Annotated in this window: 16 protein-coding genes; 7 read left to right on the top strand and 9 right to left on the bottom strand. The window is 74.7% G+C overall.

What is annotated here, in order from left to right; translation table 11 throughout:
- The first annotated feature begins 13 nt into the window (after window positions 1–13).
- On the top strand, window positions 14–1,369 hold the full coding sequence (locus ACI79A_RS06795) for a DUF2254 domain-containing protein (RefSeq protein ID WP_457081290.1): 1,356 nt from the start codon (window positions 14–16) through the stop codon (window positions 1,367–1,369).
- Window positions 1,370–1,396: 27 nt separating this feature from the next.
- Here ACI79A_RS06795 and ACI79A_RS06790 read toward each other — a convergent pair whose 3' ends face one another.
- Window positions 1,397–2,002: a copper chaperone PCu(A)C gene (locus tag ACI79A_RS06790; protein WP_457081288.1), complete on the bottom strand. Its 606-nt coding sequence runs from the start codon at window positions 2,000–2,002 to the stop codon at window positions 1,397–1,399.
- 159 nt (window positions 2,003–2,161) lie between these two features.
- Between ACI79A_RS06790 and ACI79A_RS06785 the strand changes: the two genes are divergently transcribed.
- Together ACI79A_RS06785 and ACI79A_RS06780 are read left to right on the top strand one after the other, a co-directional pair.
- A complete protein-coding gene (locus ACI79A_RS06785; protein WP_457081286.1) occupies window positions 2,162–3,709 on the top strand; it encodes an LLM class flavin-dependent oxidoreductase in 1,548 nt (515 codons plus the stop codon).
- Between the two features lie 346 nt (window positions 3,710–4,055).
- Window positions 4,056–4,943 (top strand): hypothetical protein, encoded by an 888-nt coding sequence (locus ACI79A_RS06780; RefSeq protein ID WP_457081284.1) that lies wholly within the window; start codon window positions 4,056–4,058, stop codon window positions 4,941–4,943.
- A gap of 207 nt (window positions 4,944–5,150) precedes the next feature.
- Here ACI79A_RS06780 and ACI79A_RS06775 read toward each other — a convergent pair whose 3' ends face one another.
- Window positions 5,151–5,444, bottom strand: coding sequence for a hypothetical protein (locus tag ACI79A_RS06775; protein ID WP_457081282.1), 294 nt, complete (start codon window positions 5,442–5,444; stop codon window positions 5,151–5,153).
- A 157-nt stretch (window positions 5,445–5,601) separates the two neighbouring features.
- Here ACI79A_RS06775 and ACI79A_RS06770 point away from each other — a divergent pair, with 157 nt between their 5' ends.
- The gene (locus tag ACI79A_RS06770; protein WP_457081280.1) at window positions 5,602–7,365 is read left to right on the top strand and encodes a DUF2207 domain-containing protein; all 1,764 of its coding nucleotides are present in this window, start codon (window positions 5,602–5,604) and stop codon (window positions 7,363–7,365) included.
- 38 nt (window positions 7,366–7,403) lie between these two features.
- Complete coding sequence (locus ACI79A_RS06765) at window positions 7,404–8,867, top strand: protein adenylyltransferase SelO (RefSeq protein WP_457081277.1); 1,464 nt, start codon at window positions 7,404–7,406, stop codon at window positions 8,865–8,867.
- A gap of 10 nt (window positions 8,868–8,877) precedes the next feature.
- Here ACI79A_RS06765 and ACI79A_RS06760 read toward each other — a convergent pair whose 3' ends face one another.
- Both ACI79A_RS06760 and ACI79A_RS06755 read right to left on the bottom strand, forming a co-directional pair.
- Window positions 8,878–9,912: a 5-methyltetrahydropteroyltriglutamate--homocysteine methyltransferase gene (locus ACI79A_RS06760; protein ID WP_457081275.1), complete on the bottom strand. Its 1,035-nt coding sequence runs from the start codon at window positions 9,910–9,912 to the stop codon at window positions 8,878–8,880.
- A 50-nt stretch (window positions 9,913–9,962) separates the two neighbouring features.
- Window positions 9,963–10,637, bottom strand: a complete 675-nt coding sequence (locus ACI79A_RS06755) for a M23 family metallopeptidase (RefSeq protein ID WP_457081273.1) — start codon at window positions 10,635–10,637, stop codon at window positions 9,963–9,965.
- Window positions 10,638–10,798: 161 nt separating this feature from the next.
- On the opposite strand from ACI79A_RS06755, the gene folP reads away from it, so the two are divergent.
- Window positions 10,799–11,671, top strand: a complete 873-nt coding sequence (gene folP, locus ACI79A_RS06750; RefSeq protein ID WP_457081271.1) for a dihydropteroate synthase — start codon at window positions 10,799–10,801, stop codon at window positions 11,669–11,671.
- A gap of 190 nt (window positions 11,672–11,861) precedes the next feature.
- Here the strand turns inward: folP and ligM are convergent, their stop codons facing one another.
- From ligM to ACI79A_RS06725, 5 genes are all read right to left on the bottom strand, one after another.
- A complete protein-coding gene (gene ligM / locus ACI79A_RS06745; protein WP_457081269.1) occupies window positions 11,862–13,259 on the bottom strand; it encodes a vanillate/3-O-methylgallate O-demethylase in 1,398 nt (465 codons plus the stop codon).
- Between the two features lie 72 nt (window positions 13,260–13,331).
- Window positions 13,332–14,198, bottom strand: a complete 867-nt coding sequence (locus ACI79A_RS06740) for a methylenetetrahydrofolate reductase (RefSeq protein WP_457081267.1) — start codon at window positions 14,196–14,198, stop codon at window positions 13,332–13,334.
- 202 nt (window positions 14,199–14,400) lie between these two features.
- On the bottom strand, window positions 14,401–15,258 hold the full coding sequence (gene folD, locus ACI79A_RS06735) for a bifunctional methylenetetrahydrofolate dehydrogenase/methenyltetrahydrofolate cyclohydrolase FolD (RefSeq protein ID WP_457081265.1): 858 nt from the start codon (window positions 15,256–15,258) through the stop codon (window positions 14,401–14,403).
- Window positions 15,258–16,166 (bottom strand): formyltetrahydrofolate deformylase, encoded by a 909-nt coding sequence (purU, locus tag ACI79A_RS06730; RefSeq protein ID WP_457081263.1) that lies wholly within the window; start codon window positions 16,164–16,166, stop codon window positions 15,258–15,260. The genes folD and purU overlap by 1 nt, the downstream gene beginning before the upstream one ends.
- A gap of 239 nt (window positions 16,167–16,405) precedes the next feature.
- The gene (locus tag ACI79A_RS06725) at window positions 16,406–17,113 is read right to left on the bottom strand and encodes a class I SAM-dependent methyltransferase (protein WP_457081261.1); all 708 of its coding nucleotides are present in this window, start codon (window positions 17,111–17,113) and stop codon (window positions 16,406–16,408) included.
- A 178-nt stretch (window positions 17,114–17,291) separates the two neighbouring features.
- Between ACI79A_RS06725 and ACI79A_RS06720 the strand changes: the two genes are divergently transcribed.
- Window positions 17,292–18,461 carry a Na/Pi symporter gene (locus ACI79A_RS06720; RefSeq protein ID WP_457081259.1) on the top strand — a complete coding sequence of 390 codons (1,170 nt, stop codon included), beginning with the start codon at window positions 17,292–17,294 and terminating at the stop codon, window positions 18,459–18,461.
- Window positions 18,462–18,589: the final 128 nt, after the last annotated feature.

The raw sequence follows: 18,589 nt of genomic DNA, 5'->3' as shown, positions 1-18,589 counted from the left end.
GAGGAGGCCGGCGGTGAGCCGGCTGCGTGCGGGCCCGCTCGGAACCCTGGCCGACCAGGTGCGAGGCTCGCTGTGGCCGATCCCGGTCATCGGCATCGTGCTGGCGGTCAGCCTGGGCATCCTGCTGCCCGCGGTCGACGACCGGCTCACCGACTTCGGCGACGACCCGCTGACCTTCGCCTTCGGCGGCGGGCCCGCCGCAGCGCGGGACCTGCTCAACGCGATCGCCGGCTCGCTGATCTCGGTGACCGGTCTGGTGTTCTCGCTGACCGTGCTGGCGCTGCAGCTGAGCAGCAGCCAGTACTCACCCCGGCTGCTGCAGACCTTCGTCACCGACCGGGTCGTGCAGCTGACCCTCGCCCAGCTGGTGCTCACCTTCGTCTACGCCCTCACCGTGCTCCGGACCGTGCGGACGGCGGACGCGACGACGGGGGAGTCGGCCTTCGTCCCGCGGCTGTCGATCAGCGTCGCCTACCTGCTGACCCTGGGCAGCGTGGTGGCGCTGGTGCTCTTCCTCGGCCACCTCGCCTCGGTCCTGCGGGTCGAGACGATGCTGCGCGACGTCCACTACGAGTCCAGCGGCACCATCGCCCGGGAGCTCGGCACCCGGGAGGACCACCACCGGCCGGACCCGGGCGCACCCGGCGTCACCCGCGGCCGGGAGCTGCTGCTGACCGCCCGGTCCAGCGGCTTCCTGGTCGGGGTCGACGCCCGGGCCGCGGTGGCCGCCGCCGTCGAGGCCGGCGCCGTCGTGGAGCTCGGGGTGCGGATGGGTGACTCCGTCGTCGAGGGCACCCCGGTCGCCCGGGCCTGGCTCGAGCCCGGCGCGGACCCGGACGTCCAGGCACTGACCGACCGGCTCGACGAGACGCTGCGGCTGCACTTCGAGCGCTCGGCCAGCCGGGACGTCGCCTACGGCCTGCGCAAGGTGGTCGACATCGCGCTGCGGGCGCTGTCGCCGGGGATCAACGACCCGACGACGGCGGTGCACGCCCTGTCCCACGCCTCGGCCCTGCTCGGCCGGCTCGCGGTCCACCCGGCCGACGAGCGGGTGTTCCGCGACGAGGCGGGGACGGTGCGGCTGGTCCTGCCCCCGTGGGACCTGCCGGCCCTCCTGCAGCTGGCGATGGAGGAGCCGCTGCACTTCGCCGACGGCCAGCCTGCCGTGCTGCGCCGGATGGCCGGCCTGCTGCGCGAGTTCGCCTGGCGGGCCCGCGGCCGCGGCGTCGACGACCTGGTGCTCCACTACGCCGACGCCGTCGCCGAGAGCGCCCGGCGGTCCACCCAGGTCCCAGAGACGGAGACCCGTGCCTGGCGCGACCGGGTGGCGCAGGCGCTGGCCGGGGAGTGGCCCGCCGGTCGACGCTGACCGGCGGGCGCTCCCGGCCGTAGCGGGTCAGCCCTCCGACGGGGTCTCGCCCGACGGGTCCTGGTCCGGGTCCGGGAAGTCGTAGGTCGGCCGCGGGTCCATGTCCTCGGCCGAGACCATCGCGTCGATGGTGACCTCGCCGGCCCGCTCGAAGGTGAAGGTCACCGGGATCGACTCGGACGAGCGCAGCTCGGTCTGCAGGTCGACCAGGGTGATGGCCGGCATGCCCTCCGCTCCGACGTAGACGTTGTCGTTGGCGGCGACCTCCAGGGAGATGTCGTCGCCGCCGGCGGTGCCGTCGGCTCCGGCGATCCGGGCGTCGGCGAAGTCCGGACCGCTCACGTCGACGAGGGTGTCCGCCTCGGTGCCGTCGTTGGCGATGCCCAGGAACAGCGAGGCGTCCTCGCCGGCCTCGTACACGCCGTCCAAGGGGTACTCCAGCTGCACCTGCAGCAGCTTGATGTTCTCGCTCACGTCCTCGTCGGGACCGACGGCGCCACCGGTCACCTCCAGGGCGGACGTCTCCCGGGGTGCGTCGTCGTCGCTCCCGCATCCGGCAGCGCCCAGCAGGGCGACCGCGCCGGCAGCGGCTGCGAGCACGCGCCGCCGGGGCGTGCGGTTGGTGGTGTCCACGGTCTGGTCTTCCTCCTCCGGTCGGTGACGGCCGGGCCGGCCGCCGTGGGACTCCCCGGCCACTACCCGGGACCGGCACTCGGTCGAGCGCCGGTCCGGGATCCGTGAGGGAACCGTGATGCGCACAGGTCCGGCGAGTCGGCGTGCGAGAGTCGGCGGGTGAGCGACCCCGGCCACCCGCTGTCCTTCGGTGCCTTCCTGACCCCGGCCAACGCCGACCCCGACCGGACCGTCGCCCTCGCGGTGCTGGCCGAGCAGGTGGGGCTGGACCTGGTCACCTTCCAGGACCACCCCTACCAGCCCGGCTTCCTGGACACCTGGACGCTGCTCAGCTACGTGGCCGCGCGCACCGGCACGGTCCACCTGGCCGCCAACGTCACCAACCTGCCGCTGCGGCCGCCGGCCGTGCTGGCCCGCAGCGTGGCCAGCCTCGACCTGCTCAGCGGCGGGCGGGTGGAACTGGGCCTGGGCGCCGGCGCCTTCTGGGACGCCATCTCGGCGATGGGCGGCCGCCGGCTGACCGGTGGGCAGGCGGTGCAGGCGCTGGAGGAGGCGATCGAGGTGGTCCGCCAGACCTGGGACGCCGACGCGCGGGGCGGCGTCCGGGTCGAGGGGGAGTTCCACCGGGTGGTCGGTGCCAAGCGCGGCCCGGCGCCCGCGCACGACGTCGGCATCTGGCTGGGCGCCTACAAGCCGCGGATGCTCGCCCTGACCGGCCGCCGGGCCGACGGCTGGCTCCCCTCGCTGAGCTACCTGCAGCCCGGTGACCTGGCCCGCGGCAACGCGATCGTCGACGAGGCCGCGGTCGCGGCCGGGCGGTCCCCGGCGGACGTGCGCCGGCTGCTCAACATCACCGGCACCTTCACCACCACCGGCCGCGGCCCGTTGCAGGGACCGGCCGAGCAGTGGGCCGAGGAGCTCGCCGAGCTCGCCCTGGAACAGCGGATCGGCACGTTCGTCCTGGGCAGCGACGACCCCGACGACCTGCGCCGCTTCGCCGCCGAGGTGGCTCCCGCGGTCCGGGAGCTCGTGGCCGCCGAGGGCGCGGTCGTGGCAGGTCCTGCCCCCGCCGTGGAGGAACCCGCGCCCGCGGTGGCCGGCGGGGCGTCCTCCTTCCCCGTCGTCCCCACGCCCGACGACGGGACCCGGCGCAGCGAGCGGCAGGTGTGGGACGAGTCGACCCGCCCGACCGGGCCGGCGCCGGACCCCGCGCGCAGCTACACGCCGGACCAGCTGGCCCAGGGGCAGCACCTGGTCGCCATCCACGACGGCCTGCGCGCCGAGCTGGCCCAGGTGCAGTCGCTGGTCGACCAGGTGGCCGCCGGCACGATGGACGTCGGGACGGCGCGGTCGCACATCAGCGTGATGACCATGCGGCAGAACAAGTGGACGCTGGGCACCTACTGCGAGGCCTACTGCCGGATCGTGACCACGCACCACACCATCGAGGACCAGTCGATGTTCCCGCACCTGCGCGCCGGCGACGCCCGGCTGGGCCCGGTCATCGACCGGCTGGAGCAGGAGCACCACGCCATCCACGACGTGCTCGAGGGCGTCGACCGGGCGCTGGTCGAGTTCGTCTCGGCACCGGACGGGATGGCCGGGCTGCGCGCCGCGGTCGACCTGCTCAGCGACACGCTGCTGTCGCACCTGGCCTACGAGGAGCGGGAGCTGGTGGAGCCGCTGGCCCGGCTCGGCATGCACTGACCGCGGGGGTGATCCCGCCTCCCACGCTCCCCGTGCGCACTTCCCGCGCTGCAGCACGGGGGGAGCGCCCACAGCCCGTGGGAAGTCGGCGCAGACGATCGGGATGGGAGCACTGGGACGCGAGGGGCGTCACTCGACGAATCGCCGACGGTGGATTGTCACGACTCCACAACGCACCTACGGTGGCTGGGTCCGGTCGGCCGTCCCGCTCCTGCGCGGCGAGGTCCGAGTGGACGGCACCGACGCCCGCCCCGTCATCGTGGGGACGGCGCGCCCGGTGGACCACCGCAGCCCGCGGCGCCCCTTCCCGGGGCTCGCCGCCCGCCGTCTCGGAGCCCTCCTGCTCATGCGCCCTCGTACCACCGCTGCCCGCCGTACCCCGGTGGCCGGCCGCACCCCGCCCACCGGGCTGCGCCGCCCCTCGCTCTACCTGGCCGTCGCCGCCGCCGGCGCGGTCGGGATGAACGTGCTCACCGGGCCGGATCCCGTCGCCCGGGCGGAGGCGGCCCCCACCGAGACGGTGAGCGTGGCCGAGGCGCTCGGCCTGACCGCCGGTGCCCGCCCGGTCGACCCGACCCGTGACCTGGCGCCGCTGGAGCAGATGGCCGCCAGCCGCAGCAGCCGCGAGGACGCCCAGGTGGCGGCGCAGCAGGCGCAGGCCGCCGCCGACCAGGCCGAGGTCGACCGCCTGGCCGCCGAGGCCGAGGCGAGGGCCGCGGCCGAGCGCGTCGCCGCCGAGGAGGCCGCGGCGAAGGCCGCCGCCGAGGAGGCCGCCGAGGCCGCCGCGCAGCGGGAGGCGGCACCGGCAGCCCGGCCTCGGGGCGGCACCGCCGCCGCCGCGACGACCGCCGCCGCGGCGGCCGCCGGCGCGGTGGCCCGGATCAGCAACAGCGCGGGCGGCGTCCGGCCCGTGGTCCAGGCGGCGGCGGACGCCGTCGTCTCCGCCGTGCCCGGCGCCGGCAGCATCACCCTCGGCGGCACCCGTGCCAGCGCGGCCGACCCCGGCGGGCACCCCTCCGGCCTCGCGCTGGACTACATGGTGATGACGAACGCCGCACTCGGGGACGCCATCGTGGAGTACCACCGCGCGCACTGGGCCGAGCTGGGGGTCGACTACCTGATCTGGGAGCAGCGGATGCTCTCCTCGCCGTCGGGTTCCTGGAAGGCCATGGCGGACCGGGGCAGCGGCACGGCGAACCACTTCGACCACGTGCACGTGAACTACCGCGGCTGATCCCGCCGGGCGCCCGGCCGTCCGGCCCGGCGCCGCCTGACCAACGTCCCTGCCCCTCGAGCACCGGCAGCACGTGCGCACGCACGGGGAGGACCTGCCGGAGATCCAGCAGTGGCAGTGGACGCCGGCCGACGGGCACGTGCGGGTGGGGCGGAACGAGCCGCTGCACGAGCCGTCCTGACGCCGGGCGCCGCCGGGCGGGTGCGGTCAGGGGCGCGGGTTCGTCCGCGTCCAGCCGCGCTCGTCCCGGCGGGCGCCCATGCCGGCCCGGCAGCGGCGGCAGACCTCGACGACGGCGTCGGCGTGCCGGCCGGACTCCGGCTGCGCGTCGGCCCAGCTGACGTGCGGGAACCGGCGCAGCCGCGACCGGCTCAGCGACAGGCCGCAGACCGTCTCGTTGCGCCCGGACTGCCAGGCGTGCACCTCACCGGCCGGCCGGCGGATCCCGTCGGGATCGGTCCACTGGTCCGCGGCGGCGACCGCCGCGCTCCCTGTTCCCATGCGGTCCGCCCTACCCACTGCCCCCGCCTCCCGCACAGACCGCTGCACGGCCCGCCGCGTTGACCGGCCGTCGCCGCGCGGCGATCCTCGGTCGGCTGCAGCTGGCACGACGGCGACAGGGACACGACGGCGACAGGGACGGATGGACGGGGCGCACATGGACGGCACGGGCACACGGCGGGCACTCGCGACGGGCGGGCTGCTCGTCCTCGGAGCGGTGCTGCTCGCCGGCTGCACCGGCGACGGACCGGCGGAGGCGATCCGGTCCTACGACGTGCGGGTCGAGGCGGCCGCCGATGGCTCGCTGCGGGTCACCGAGACGATCGACTACGACTTCGGCGACGAGGAGCGGCACGGGATCGAACGGCTGATCCCCGAGCGGCTCCCCTACGAGCAGACCCGCGACCGGCTGCACCCGATCAGCGACGTCAGCGTCGACAGCCCCACCGACGCGCCGGCGGACACCGAGCTGACCCGCGAGGACGGCGTGCTGACCATCCGGGTCGGTGACGAGGACACCGAGGTCAGCGGCCGGCACACCTACCAGATCGAGTACCGGGTGGCGGGCGTCGCCGACGCCGGCTCCGAGGTCGACGAGCTGCGGTGGAACGCCGTCGGCACCGGCTGGCAGGTGCCCATCGACGACGTCGACGTCCGGGTCACCGGGCCGGCGGGCGCCGCGCCGGTCGGGGCGGACTGCGTCGTCGGCGGCGAGGGCTCGCGCACCCCGTGCGACGTCGCGGTCGAGCCCGGCGGCGAGCTGCACGCGCAGGCGTCCGGGCTGGGGCCGGAGGAGGGCGTCACCGTCGCCGGGCGCTGGCCGGCGGGCACCTTCGCCGCCGCGGAGCCGGTCCTGGACGACACGTTCAGCCCGGCGCAGGCCTTCCGGGCGACCCCGGCCACGGTGGCGCTGGGCCTCGCCGCGCTGCTGGCCCTCGCCGGCCCGGTCCTGCTGCTGGCCCGCCGCGGGCGTCCCCGCGGGCAGTCCGGCCCGGTGCCGCCGCAGCTGACCCCGCCGCAGGACGGGCGTCCCGCGCAGCTGGGCACCGTGCTCGACGGGCACGCCCAGCGGCACGAGGTGACCGCCACGCTGCTCGACCTGGCCGTCCGCGGTCACCTGCGGATCGAGGAGACCAGCGGCGCCGCAGCCGACGACGGGGCCGAGGACGCCGACGACGCGCCGGCGGACTGGCGGCTGGTCCGCACGGCGGCCGACCCGCGGGGCCTGCGCCCCTACGAGCGGCTGCTGCTGGACGGCGTCTTCGCCGAGGGCGACGTCCTCACCCTGTCCGACCTGCAACCCCGGTTCGGCGGGCTCGACGGCCGGGTCCGCTCGGCGATCTACGCCGACGTGGTCGACCTCGGCTGGTTCACCGCCGACCCGGCCGCGGTCCGGCGCCGCTGGTACGGCCGGGGCGCCGCGCTGCTCGGCCTCGGCGTCGTCCTGACCGTCGTGCTCGCGGCGACCACCACCTGGGCGTTGGCCGGTCTGGGCGTCGTGCTGGCCGGGCTGGTCGTGCTCACCCTCGCCGGGCGGATGCCGCAGCGGACTGCGGCCGGCGCGGAGGTGCACCAGCAGGTGGTGGCGTTCCGCGAGACCCTGGCCGCGTCGGACGCGCTCGCGCGGGTGGCCGCCGGCCGGGTCGACGACCTCGCGGGCGACCCGCGCGCCCGGTACCTGCCGCACGCGGTCGCGCTGGGTGTCGCGACGGAGTTCGCCCGGACGCTGGAGGCGGCCGGCACGGCGCCGGCGCCGGACTGGTACGTGCCCGCGCACGGCGCCGGGTACGCCGGGATATGGCCGGCCCTGGTGGCCTTCTCATCGCCGGACAACCCGGTGCTCTCCCCGCCGGTGAGCAGCGGCGCCGGCGCGACGTCGGTGGGCGGAGCGGCCGGTGGAGGTGGCGGCGGCAGCTGGTGACCCGGCCGGGAGCCGCGCACGCTCGTACGCTGGTCGGGGTGAGCATCGCCCCGGGACCGACCGTCCGCCTCGACGACCGCTTCGCCCGCGAGCTGCCCGAGCTGGCGCTCCCGTGGCAGGCCGAGGAGGCGCCCGCCCCGGCGCTGCTGGTCCTGGACGAGGAGCTGGCCGGGGAACTCGGCCTGGACGTCGACTGGCTGCGCAGCCCCGAGGGCGTGCGCTTCCTCGTGGGCAACGCCGTGCCCGAGGGGGCGAACCCGGTGGCGCAGGCCTACTCGGGCCACCAGTTCGGCAACTACTCACCCCGGCTGGGCGACGGGCGGGCGCTGCTGCTCGGCGAGCTCGTCGACGACCGTGGCCGGCCGCGCGACCTGCACCTGAAGGGTTCCGGCCGCACGCCGTTCGCCCGCGGCGGCGACGGGCTGGCCGCGGTCGGGCCGATGCTGCGCGAGTACGTGGTCAGCGAGGCGATGCACGCCCTCGGCATCCCGACCACCCGCTCGCTCGCCGTCACCGCCACCGGGCGGGACGTGCGCCGGGAGACCCTGCTGCCCGGTGCGGTGCTGGCCCGGGTGGCCAGCAGCCACCTGCGGGTGGGCACGTTCCAGTACGCCCGCGCCACCGGCGACGTCGACCTGCTCCGCCGGCTGGCCGACGTCGCGATCGCCCGGCACCACCCCGCCGCGGCCGACGCCGAGCAGCCCTACCTGGCGCTCTTCGAGGCGGTCGTCGCCGCCCAGGCGTCGCTGGTGGCGCAGTGGATGCTGGTCGGCTTCGTGCACGGGGTGATGAACACCGACAACGTGACGATCTCCGGCGAGACGATCGACTACGGCCCCTGCGCGTTCCTCGACGGCTACGACCAGGCCACCGTGTACAGCTCGATCGACACCGGCGGCCGCTACGCGTACGGCAACCAGCCGCTCGCCGCGGAGTGGGACCTCGCCCGGCTCGCCGAGGCACTGCTGCCGCTGCTGCACGACGAGCAGGAGCAGGCGGTGCCGATCGCGGTCGAGGCGCTCGGGCGGTTCCGCGCCGAGTACAACGCCGTCTGGGGCGCCGGCATGCGGGCCAAGCTGGGCCTGGGCGCGGGCGTCGACGAGGAAGCGGCCACCGCCGTGGTGGAGGAGCTGCTGCCGCTGCTGCAGGAGAGCCGGGCCGACTGGACGTCGTTCTTCCGCGCCCTCGGCACCGCCGCCCGCGGCGACGCGGAGCCGGCCCGCCGGCTGGTGCTCGACCTGGCCGCGTTCGACGGCTGGCTCGACCGCTGGCTCGCGCTCACCCCGGACGCCGACCTGATGGACCGCACCAACCCGGTGTACGTCCCCCGCAACCACCTGGTCGAGGAGGCCCTGGACGCCGCCACCGCCGGCGACCTGGCGCCCGTCCAGGAACTGGTCGCCGTGGTGAAGCGACCCTTCGACGAGCGGCCCGGCCTCGAGCGGTACGCCGCACCCGCGCCGGACACGTTCGGGCCCTACCGTACCTTCTGCGGCACCTGACCCGTTCCCGCTACAGCTCCGTGCGCAGCACCGCGGCGGCCTCGGCGAGCGAGCGCATCTTGCCCGCCGCCGACTCCCTCGGCAGGTACTTCAGCCCGCAGTCGCTGGACAGCAGCAGGCGGTCGACGTCGACGGAGTCCAGCGCGCGGCGGACCCGGTCGGCGATCACCTGCGGGGTCTCCACCTCCGGGGTGGACAGGTCGAGCACGCCCAGGGCGATGCCCTTCCCGCGCAGCGGCCGGAGCGTCGCCGGGTCCAGGTGCGACTGGGCGGTCTCCACCGAGACGGCGGCGACCGGGACGTCGGCGAGCTCGGGGAGGAACGAGTAGCCGGCCGGCCGCTCGGCGACCATCGCGGCGTAGCCGAAGCACAGGTGCACGTGCACCGGCCCGGGGGCGCCCTCGACGGCGCGGGTGAGCGCCTCGGCGCCGTACCGCCGGGCGATCTCCGGGCGGGCCTGCAGCCACGGCTCGTCGACCTGCACGATGTCGGCGCCGGCGGCGAACAGGTCGGCGATCTCCTCGCGGACCACGTCGGCGTAGGCCAGCGCCAGGGCCCGGTCGTCGGGGTAGTGGTCGTTCTGCGCCTGCTGCGCCATGGTGAACGGCCCGGGCACGGTGATCTTCACCGCCCGGTCGGTGTGCGCGCAGAGGAACCGCACGTCCTCCACCTGCACCGGGGCGGGGCGCCGCAGCTCGCCGGTCACCCGGGGCACCGGGATGTCGATGCCCGAGCGGTTGCGCACGTGCCCGGGGGCGTCGAGGTCCAGCCCGGCCAGCGCGGTGGCGAAGTGGTTGGAGTAGGACTCCCGGCGGATCTCCCCGTCGGTCACCACGTCCAGCCCGGCCTCCTCCTGGGAGCGGATCGCCGCCAGCGTGGCGTCGTCCTGGGCCTCGGCGAGGTGCTCGGCGGGGATGCGCCACAGCTCGGCGGCCCGCACCCGCGGCGGGAACTGGTGGCCCAGGCGCTCGCGGTCGATCAGCCAGTCGGGCTGCGGCAGGCTGCCGACCACCATCGTGGGCAGGGGCGGGAGCTGGCGTGGCATCCGCCCATCCTGCCGGGCCGGCCGGCTGCGCGCGTGCCCGGGGCGGGCGGTCAGCGGGGCTCGACCACGTCCAGTTCGCCGGGCATGCCGCGCGGCACGTCGGCCGGCGGCCCGCCGCCCGCCGGCCACAGCCGCAGGTCGGTGAAGAGCATCGGTACCCCGCGGGCCCGGAACGGGTCGGCGTCGTCCATCACCTGCAGGTGCACGTGCGGCTGGGTGGAGTTGCCCGAGTTGCCGCACGCGCCGACCGGCTCGCCGGGTTCGAGGTGCTGGCCCACGCGCACGCCGACCGACCCGGCGCGCAGGTGCGCGAGGACGACGAACGCACCGTCACCGGCTGCCAGGACCACGTGGTTGCCCGCCAGCGCCCCCGCTCCGCCCCGGGCCCGCGACGCCTGGGTGAGCGCGTACGACATCCGGGCCGGCGCCGACCGCCGCGCCGCGTGGTCCGGCTCGCCGTCGTGCACGGTCACCACCCGGCCGGCCGCGGGGGAGAGCACCGGCTGACCGAAGGCGACGAACCGCTCCGGTGGCTCGGTGGACAGCGCCGTCCGCCAGTCCCGGGTATGGGCGGTGTCCTGCCCGGCGACGGCGACGAAGTCGATCGCGTAGGTGGTGGCGAACAGGTGGCTGCCGTGGCTGGGCACCCGTCGCGCCGGGCTGTTCACCGCACGCCAGGTGCCGCGGAACGGCAGCCGGAGGACGACGGGCTCGTATCTGGGCATGCGGCTCCTCGGGTCCGGCGTGGGCACCCGGAGCATCCACCGGGAACGGGTCATCTGTCTCGGTCCGGGTGGGGCAGTGGCCCGATTTGCCGCGCCCCGGGCATCCGTAGCGTCGACGGATCGGCGGCCGCCCGGCGCCGCCCCGTCCCAGGGAGCACCGCGTGGCCACCGTCGTGAACCCGCCCAGTGCGCCGCCGCTGGTCCACCCGCTGCTCCGTCGGTCCGGCCGGTGCACCGTGCTCGGCGTCCTCAACGTCACCCCGGACTCGTTCTCCGACGGCGGGCTGTGGTCGACCCCGGACGCGGCCGTGGCCCACGGCCTGGCGATGGCCGCCGACGGCGCCGACGTCGTGGACGTCGGTGGCGAGTCGACCCGCCCCGGCGCCGACCGGGTGGCGGTCGCCGAGGAGCTGCGCCGCGTGGTGCCGGTGGTCGCCGAGCTGACCGCGGCCGGCGTGGCGGTCAGCGTGGACACCACCCGGGCGGCGGTGGCCGAGGCGGCGATCTCCGCCGGTGCGGTGCTGGTCAACGACGTCAGCGGTGGGCTGGCCGACCCGGCGATGGCCCGCGTGGTCGCCGACGCCGGGGTGCCCTGGGTGCTCATGCACTGGCGCGGCCACAGCCGGGACATGTACGCCGCGGCCCGCTACCGCGACGTCGTCACCGAAGTGCGGGCCGAGCTGACCGCGCGGGCCGACGCCGCCGTCGCCGCCGGCGTGGACGCAGGCCGGCTGGTGCTCGACCCCGGGCTGGGGTTCGCCAAGCGCCCGGAGCACGACGTGGCGCTGCTGCGGCACCTCGACGAGATCGTCGACCTGGGCCTGCCGCTGCTGGTGGGCGCCTCGCGCAAGCGGTTCCTGCAGGCGGTGCTCACCGAGCAGGGCGGGGTCACCCGGACGGCGGAGCAGCGTGACCCGGCGACCCTGGCCACCTCGGTGCTGGCCGCGCAGGCCGGCGCCTGGGGCGTGCGCGTGCACGAGGTGGCCGGCACCGCCGACGCCCTGCGCATCCTGTCCGCCGTCACCGCCGGCTGATCGCGGCGCCGGGCCGGCGCTGGTGCGTGATCACCTCGCGTCCAGCGGGGCCTCGGAGCCGGGATGACCCCGATGGGCGCGGGGTGATCACGAGGGCGAGCGGCCGGTGGCCTGAGCCCGCAACGACCAGGGGCCGGGGAGCGCTGCGGCTGCAGCACTCCCCGGCCCCTGGTGCGACCGGCCGGTCAGGTCAGTCGCCGGTGCGCCAGCCGGGCTGGTAGCTCTCGCGGGCCATGGCGGTGTACGGCGCCGGGCTCACGATGGCGCGCACGCTGAACTGCTCGTGCGGCTCGACGGTGGTCTTCTTGCTGCCGCCGTTCGGCTCGCCCCAGATGACCCGGACCTCGGCGCCGTGGGGGACGCTCGGGTCGACGGTCGCCAGGGACAGCGCGACGCGCTCGTTGGAGCTGTAGCCGGTGAACATCGACAGGCCCAGCAGGCTGCCGTCGGCGTCCTCGACCCTGTCGAAGCTCGACGAGCCGTAGTTGGCGTTCGGCAGGTCGAAGAACTGGTAGCCGGGGCCGTTCTTGTCGACGGGCGAGGCCAGCAGCTTGGCGACGTCCTCGGCGTTCCACTCCAGCGTGACCTTGCGGCGCTGGCTCTCCTTGTCGACCGCCTCCAGCGCGTCACGGCCGATGAAGTCGTGGTCGAACTTCACGAAGCCGCCGTAGCCCAGCTCCCACGGGTTCTGGTAGTAGTCCTCGATGTTGTCGGACACGTAGCTGCCCGCGAGGGCGTTGGTGGCCTCGTAGCCGTCGGCGGGCAGCCACTCGCGGTACTCGCGCAGGCCCTCGCTGGTGTAGACGGCGGGCAGCGGCGACGGGATCCAGCCCGACTCCAGCGTGTTGCTCGAGTAGGCGCGCGAGCCGCAGGGCTCGATGCCGAACTCCTGGCCCGCCTCGAGGATGGCCTCACGGGTCTGGTCGTAGGTCTCGTACGGGCCCCAGATCTCCAGGCCCGGGGCACCGGCCATGCCGTGGCGCAGGGTGCGCACCTGGTTGCCGGCGATGTTCATGGTGCTCATCCGGAAGAACTTGAGCTGCTCGACCGGGCCGCCGTTGAGCTTCTCGATGACGTCCCAGGCGCGCGGGCCCTGGATCTGGAAGCGCCAGACGCTGCGGGTCACCTGCTTGCCGTAGGGGCGCGAGGGGGAGCGGGGGTCGTTCTCCAGCTCGACGTCGTAGCCCTTGCTGCCGTGGAACATCAGCCAGTTGGCCACCGGCGCGCGGCCGACGAAGACGAACTCCTCCTCGGCCAGCCGGAAGAGGATGCCGTCACCGATCACGCCGCCCTCGGGGGAGACCGGCACGAACTGCTTGGCGCTGTTGACCGGGAAGTTCGCGGTGCTGTTGACGCCGGTGTCGGTCAGCAGCTTCAGCGCGTCCGCGCCGCGGACGTAGGTGTTGAACATGTGGTGCGACTGGTCGAACAGCACGGCGGTGTTCTGCCAGGACTTGACCTCACGCCGGAAGTTGGTGAACTCCGCGGGCACCACGGGGTAGATGTAGGCCCCGATCTGCGAGTCGCGCAGCAGCTCGACGGTGTTGCCCTTCTGGTCCAGCAGTTCCTGCAGGTTCTTGGCGCTCATCTGGGTCCGTTCGTCGTCGATGGTTTCCCGGTGCCGTCCAGGAGGGCGGCGGGCTGGTGCGGTGGTGCCGACCTACTGCTCGGCGAGGCGGGACAGCATCTGCTGCCGCCACGCCTCGGTCGGCGCCAGGTCGTTGAAGGTGAAGACGTGGAACTTCTCGATCCGCTGGTCGGGCGCGCCGATCGAGGGGGCCAGGCCGCGGATGATCCCGTCGGGGCTGTAGCCGCCCGGCAGGAAGAAGCGCCACAGCAGGTTCTGCTGCTTCTTGAGGAACTTCGCCGACTCCCCGACGCCCAGCCCGTTGGAGACCCGCAGCAGCTTCTGCCGGGTCACCGCGCCCGGGATGCCGATGTGGATGGGCAGGTCGATGCCGCGCCGGCGCAGCTCGCGGGCCCAGTCGAGGATCCGCTTGCTGTCGAAGCAGATCTGCGTGGTGATGTGGTGGGCGAAGGGCGCCTTGTCGGCGAGCGCACCGTAGAGCACGTCGTCGGAGACCGACGGGTGGCCCTCCGGGTGGCCGCCGATGCCCACCTCGGTGAACGGGTGGCCGATCTCCTTCATCGCCAGCAGCAGCGCGTGCGCGTCCCGGAACTCGGTGGGGGTGTCGGTGGGGTCACCGCCGACCACGAACACCTCGGTGATGCCGGCCTCGCGCACCTGGGCGATGACGTCGGTCAGGTGCGCCCGGTCGGAGATCTGCTGGGCGCTCAGGTGCGGGGCGACGGTGTAGCCGGCCTTGGTCAGCCGGACGGCCAGCTCGACGGTGGCCTTCATGCCCTTGGCGGGGGAGGCGGTGACCGTCAGGCGCACGTCGGTGGGCACGTGCTCCTGGACGTCGTCCCCGGTCTTCTTGAACGGGATGACCTCGTAGCCGAGGGTCTCGAAGGTCCGGCGCAGGGCAGCGCGGGTTTCGGGATTGCGCGGAAGCGACCTGTTCACTCCGTGTCCCTTCCTCGTGTGGTGCGCGCCCGGGGCCGGGGCGCGGGCGGCGGGGTCTGGGCGGGCCGGCCGGTGCCGTTCGTCCTACGGTCACGATAGGGACGACCTTGTGACCGGCGGCACAGTGCAATGGCGGGACCACTGCGGCCGGGTGCGGCAGCCGCGGACGGGTCAAATGTCGCGCGGGTGGACACGACCGGGCTCAGCCGGCCTCGGCCTGGGCGCGGGCGGCCAGCAGCGTGTTCTGCAGCAGCATCGCGATGGTCATCGGGCCGACGCCGCCGGGGACCGGGGTGATCAGCGAGGCCCGCGCCGCGGCGGCCTCGGTGTCCACGTCACCGACCAGGCCGGAGTCGGTGCGGTGGATGCCGACGTCGACCACGACGGCGCCGTCCTTGACCCAGTCGCCCTGCACCAGCCCGGCCTTGCCGGCAGCGGCGACGATGACGTCGGCGCGTCGGCAGACCTCGGCGAGGTCGCGGGTGCGCGAGTGGCAGACGGTCACCGTGGCGTTGCGCTGCAGCAGCAGCTGGGCGACCGGCTTGCCCACCAGCTCGGAGCGGCCGATGACCACGGCATCGGCGCCCTCGAGCGGCACGTCGTGGGCGTCGAGCAGCTCGATCACCCCGGACGGCGTGCACGGGCGCAGACCCGGACGCCCCTGGGCCAGCAGGCCCGCGCTGAGCGTGGTCAGCCCGTCGACGTCCTTCTCGGCGGGGATCAGCTGGATCAGCGGGCCGGCGTCCAGGCCGCGGGGGAGGGGCAGCTGGAGCAGGATGCCGGAGACGTCGGGGTCGGCGGCCAGCTCGCTGAGGACCGCGGCCACCTCCTCCTGGGTCGCCGTCGCCGGGAGGAGCCGGTGGTGGTCGGTCATCCCGGCCGCGACGCACTGCTTGCGCTTGCTGGCCACGTAGACCGCCGACGCCGGGTCCTCGCCGACCAGCACCGTGGCCAGGCCCGGTGCGCGCCCGGTGCGCGCGGTGAACTCGGCGACCTCGGCCGCCGTCCGCTCGCGCACCCGCGCGGCGAGTGCCTTCCCGTCCATCAGGGTGGCGGCCATCAGAGCACCACGGTCGCGTTGCCGTGCCGGAACACCCGGTCCTCGACGTGCCAGGCGACGGCGCGGGCGAGCACGGAGCGCTCGACGTCGGCGCCGCGGCGCTGCAGCTCCGCCGAGGTCTGCGCGTGCGACACCCGGGTGACGTCCTGCTCGATGATCGGCCCCTCGTCGAGGTCCTGGGTGGCGTAGTGCGCCGTCGCGCCGATCAGCTTCACGCCGCGGGACTTCGCCTGCACGTACGGGTTGGCGCCCATGAACGCCGGCAGGAACGAGTGGTGGATGTTGATCACCGGGCAGCCGACGTTCTCGAGGAAGGTGCTGCTGAGGATCTGCATGTACCGGGCCATCACGACCAGGTCGACGTTGCCGCGCAGCACGTCCAGCTGGCGGGCCTCGGCCTCGGCCTTGGTGTCCTTGGTGACCGGGATGTGGATGAACGGGACGCCGAAGGCGCGCACCTCGTCGGCGAGGTCCGGGTGGTTGCTCACCACCATGATCGGGTTCATCGCCAGCTCGCCCCGGCCCACCCGCCACAGCAGGTCCAGCAGGCAGTGGTCGTAGCGGGAGACCATGATGCCCACCCGCTTCGGCTCGTCGGCCCGGGTGAGCGACCAGTCCAGCTCGAACGTCGCCGCGACCTGGGCGAACTCCGCCTCGAGGCGCTCCTGCTGCGCCGACAGCCCCTCGAGGTGGAAGACGGTGCGCTGGAAGAACCGGCCCCCCTCCGGGTCGGTGGAGTACTGGCCGAGCTCGATGATGTTGGCCCCGTGCTCGGCCAGGAAGGTCGAGACCGCGGCGACGACGCCGGGGCGGTCGTCGCACTGCACCAGCAGGCGGCCGACGTCCCGGGTTCCGGGCATCGGGGACGCTGCCGCACGCGGGGCGCCGAGGGTGACCATCTGACTCATGGGGGAGGCTCCTGGCAGGGGTCGCTGGGACGGCGGTGGGCGACCGGGATCGACCGGCCACCTCTCTCAGTGCACGGTAGGAATGAGCTGCGTCACTCCGGATCGCGCGGATGACGGGAACGGGGCGCGCACTCGTCGCGGGCGTCCCGAGACAAGTGACGTAGCCGGTGGACGACGTGGTCGACGAGCGGCGGGACCGGCCGGACGGCGGCACGCCTGGGGCGTCCGGTGCGCGACCGTCACGCCGCGACCGCGGTGACGAACGTGCAGACGCCCTCGCCGTCGGCCGCGCGGTGCCGGAGCCCGATGACCCGGAGGGCGGCTGTCTCGACCCGGTGGACCAGCCGGCGGAGCCCGCGGTACTCAGTGCTGCCCGCCGTGGTCACCTCGATCCGGTCGAAGCCGGCCTGGCGCACGTGCTCGGTGAGCATCCAGTCGGGCAGGATCGTGATGTGCCCGGGCTGGTAGTAGTGCTCCGGGCCGAAGATGTACGGGGCGCCACGGAGGAACATCTTCAACCGTGAGTGCGGGTGCGTCACGTTCGGGGTGCTGACCAGCAGCCGGTCGCCGACCCGTAGCAGGGACCGGATCGACCGGAGCACCTGGCGCGGGTTCTCCACGTGCTCCAGGGTCTCCACGCAGACCACCATGTCGAAGGGGCCGCGGGTCTCCTCGGTCCACTCCGGGTGGTCCAGGTCCAGGCGGTGGATCCACTCGTGCGGCGGGTCCAGGTCGGTCGGCACCACGTCGAAGCCGGCGTCGCGGAGCCGGAGGGCCAGCGCCCCGGACCCGGCACCCACCTCGAGGATCCGGCCGCCCTCGGGCAGGGCGGCGCGGACCAGCGTCACCGCGTACTCGTGCACGCCGGGCGCTGCGTGCACCGACTGGCCGCGGTAGGAGCGCCTGCTCGCCGTCCGCTGGATCGTCTGCCGCGCCCCTGGCGTCACGAGCGCAGGCTCCCATGCCGGGGGCGGTCCTGCCCGGCGAAGGAGCCGGGCGTCCCGGACGGGACCCGGCGGGTCCCGGTCCAGGGGACAGCACCCGCAGTTCGCCCCGACGTCACCCCGGCGTCGACCGGGCGGGTAGCCCCCGGGGCGTCGAGCACCGATCCAGGGGGGGACCGCCGTGACCGACCGGCAGGACGAGGCGACGACGGACGACACCGCACCGACGCAGCGGATGAGCCGGGGGCAGGTGGCAGGCCGCGCCGTCCTGGCCCTCCTGCTGCTCTACCTGTTCCTGGTCGGGGTGGGGGTGGTCGAGGACGGGATCGCCCAGATGGGCGAGGGGTTCAACGACGCGGTGCTGGCGGGGGTGAGTCATCCCCTGTCCGGTCTGTTCGCCGGCGTGCTGGCGACCATCCTGGTGCAGTCGTCGTCGGTGTCCACCTCGGCGATCGTGGGCATGGTGGCCGCCGGCGTCATCCCGGTGGAGCTCGCCGTCCCGATGGTCATGGGCGCCAACATCGGCACCACCGTGACCAACACCGTGGTCACCCTGGTGAGCATGCAGCGCCGGGGCGAGTTCCGGCAGGTCGTCGCGGCCGCGACCATGCACGACATGTTCAACATCCTGGCGGTGGTGGTGCTGCTGCCGCTGGAGCTGCTCACCGGCTTCCTGTCGTCCACGGCCCGCTGGCTCGGCGGCCTGGTCGGCGACGCCGGCGTCTCCGGGGTGGAGTTGCAGAGCCCCCTCGCCCTCGCGACGGACCCGGCCAACGCCGCGGTGGAGACGGTCCTGGGGGCGATGGTCCCGGCCGGTGCCTTCCTCGGCACCGTCATGCTCGTGCTGGGGATCGCGGCGCTCTACGTGACGATCAGGTACATCAGCAAGAACATGCGCGCGGTGGTCAGCGGGCCGCTGCAGGAGAAGGCCAACCGCTCGGTCGGCAAGGCCGGCGGCCTGGTGGGCATCGGGGTGGGCACGGTCGCGGCGATCCTCGTCGTGAGCTCCTCGATCGTCACCGTCACGCTGCTCCCACTGGTCGCCGCGGGCGTGCTGACGGTCCGCAACGCGTACCCGATCACCATCGGCGCCAACCTCGGCACGACGGCCACCGCGCTGCTCGCCGCGCTGGCGACCGGTCAGCCGGAGGGCCTGGTCATCGCGCTGGTGCACGTGCTGTTCAACGTCACCGCGGTCGTCCTCATCTACCCGGTGCCGCAGATCCGCTACCTCCCGGTGCGGGTGGCCGAGGCCTTCGGCGCCTTCGCTGCGCGCCAGCGGTGGGCCATGCCGGCGTATGCCGGCGGGGTGTTCATCGCCCTGCCCGTCGCCGGGGTGGCCCTCGGCTGATCCCGGCGTGGCCCTTCCTCCGGGCCGGCGTGCTCCGGTGGACAGGCCGTCAGCGCGGCCCGCCCGGCGCGCGCTGCCCCGCGAGCCGGCAGGCGGTAGCCTCGGAGGAGCACCGATCGCGCGGCACG

The organism is Modestobacter sp. SYSU DS0657 (assembly GCF_054050925.1).
This window is presented reverse-complemented; position numbering and strand designations above follow the sequence as displayed.

Bases quoted from the DNA above. Each gene is read 5' to 3' on its own strand.
- ACI79A_RS06780 (WP_457081284.1), top strand. From the start codon at position 4,056: ATGCGCCCTCGTACCACCGCTGCCCGCCGTACCCCGGTGGCCGGCCGC.
- ACI79A_RS06775 (WP_457081282.1), bottom strand. From the start codon at position 5,444: ATGGGAACAGGGAGCGCGGCGGTCGCCGCCGCGGACCAGTGGACCGAT.
- ACI79A_RS06770 (WP_457081280.1), top strand. From the start codon at position 5,602: ATGGACGGCACGGGCACACGGCGGGCACTCGCGACGGGCGGGCTGCTC.
- ACI79A_RS06760 (WP_457081275.1), bottom strand. From the start codon at position 9,912: ATGCCACGCCAGCTCCCGCCCCTGCCCACGATGGTGGTCGGCAGCCTG.
- ACI79A_RS06755 (WP_457081273.1), bottom strand. From the start codon at position 10,637: ATGCCCAGATACGAGCCCGTCGTCCTCCGGCTGCCGTTCCGCGGCACC.
- ligM (WP_457081269.1), bottom strand. From the start codon at position 13,259: ATGAGCGCCAAGAACCTGCAGGAACTGCTGGACCAGAAGGGCAACACC.
- folD (WP_457081265.1), bottom strand. From the start codon at position 15,258: ATGGCCGCCACCCTGATGGACGGGAAGGCACTCGCCGCGCGGGTGCGC.
- purU (WP_457081263.1), bottom strand. From the start codon at position 16,166: ATGAGTCAGATGGTCACCCTCGGCGCCCCGCGTGCGGCAGCGTCCCCG.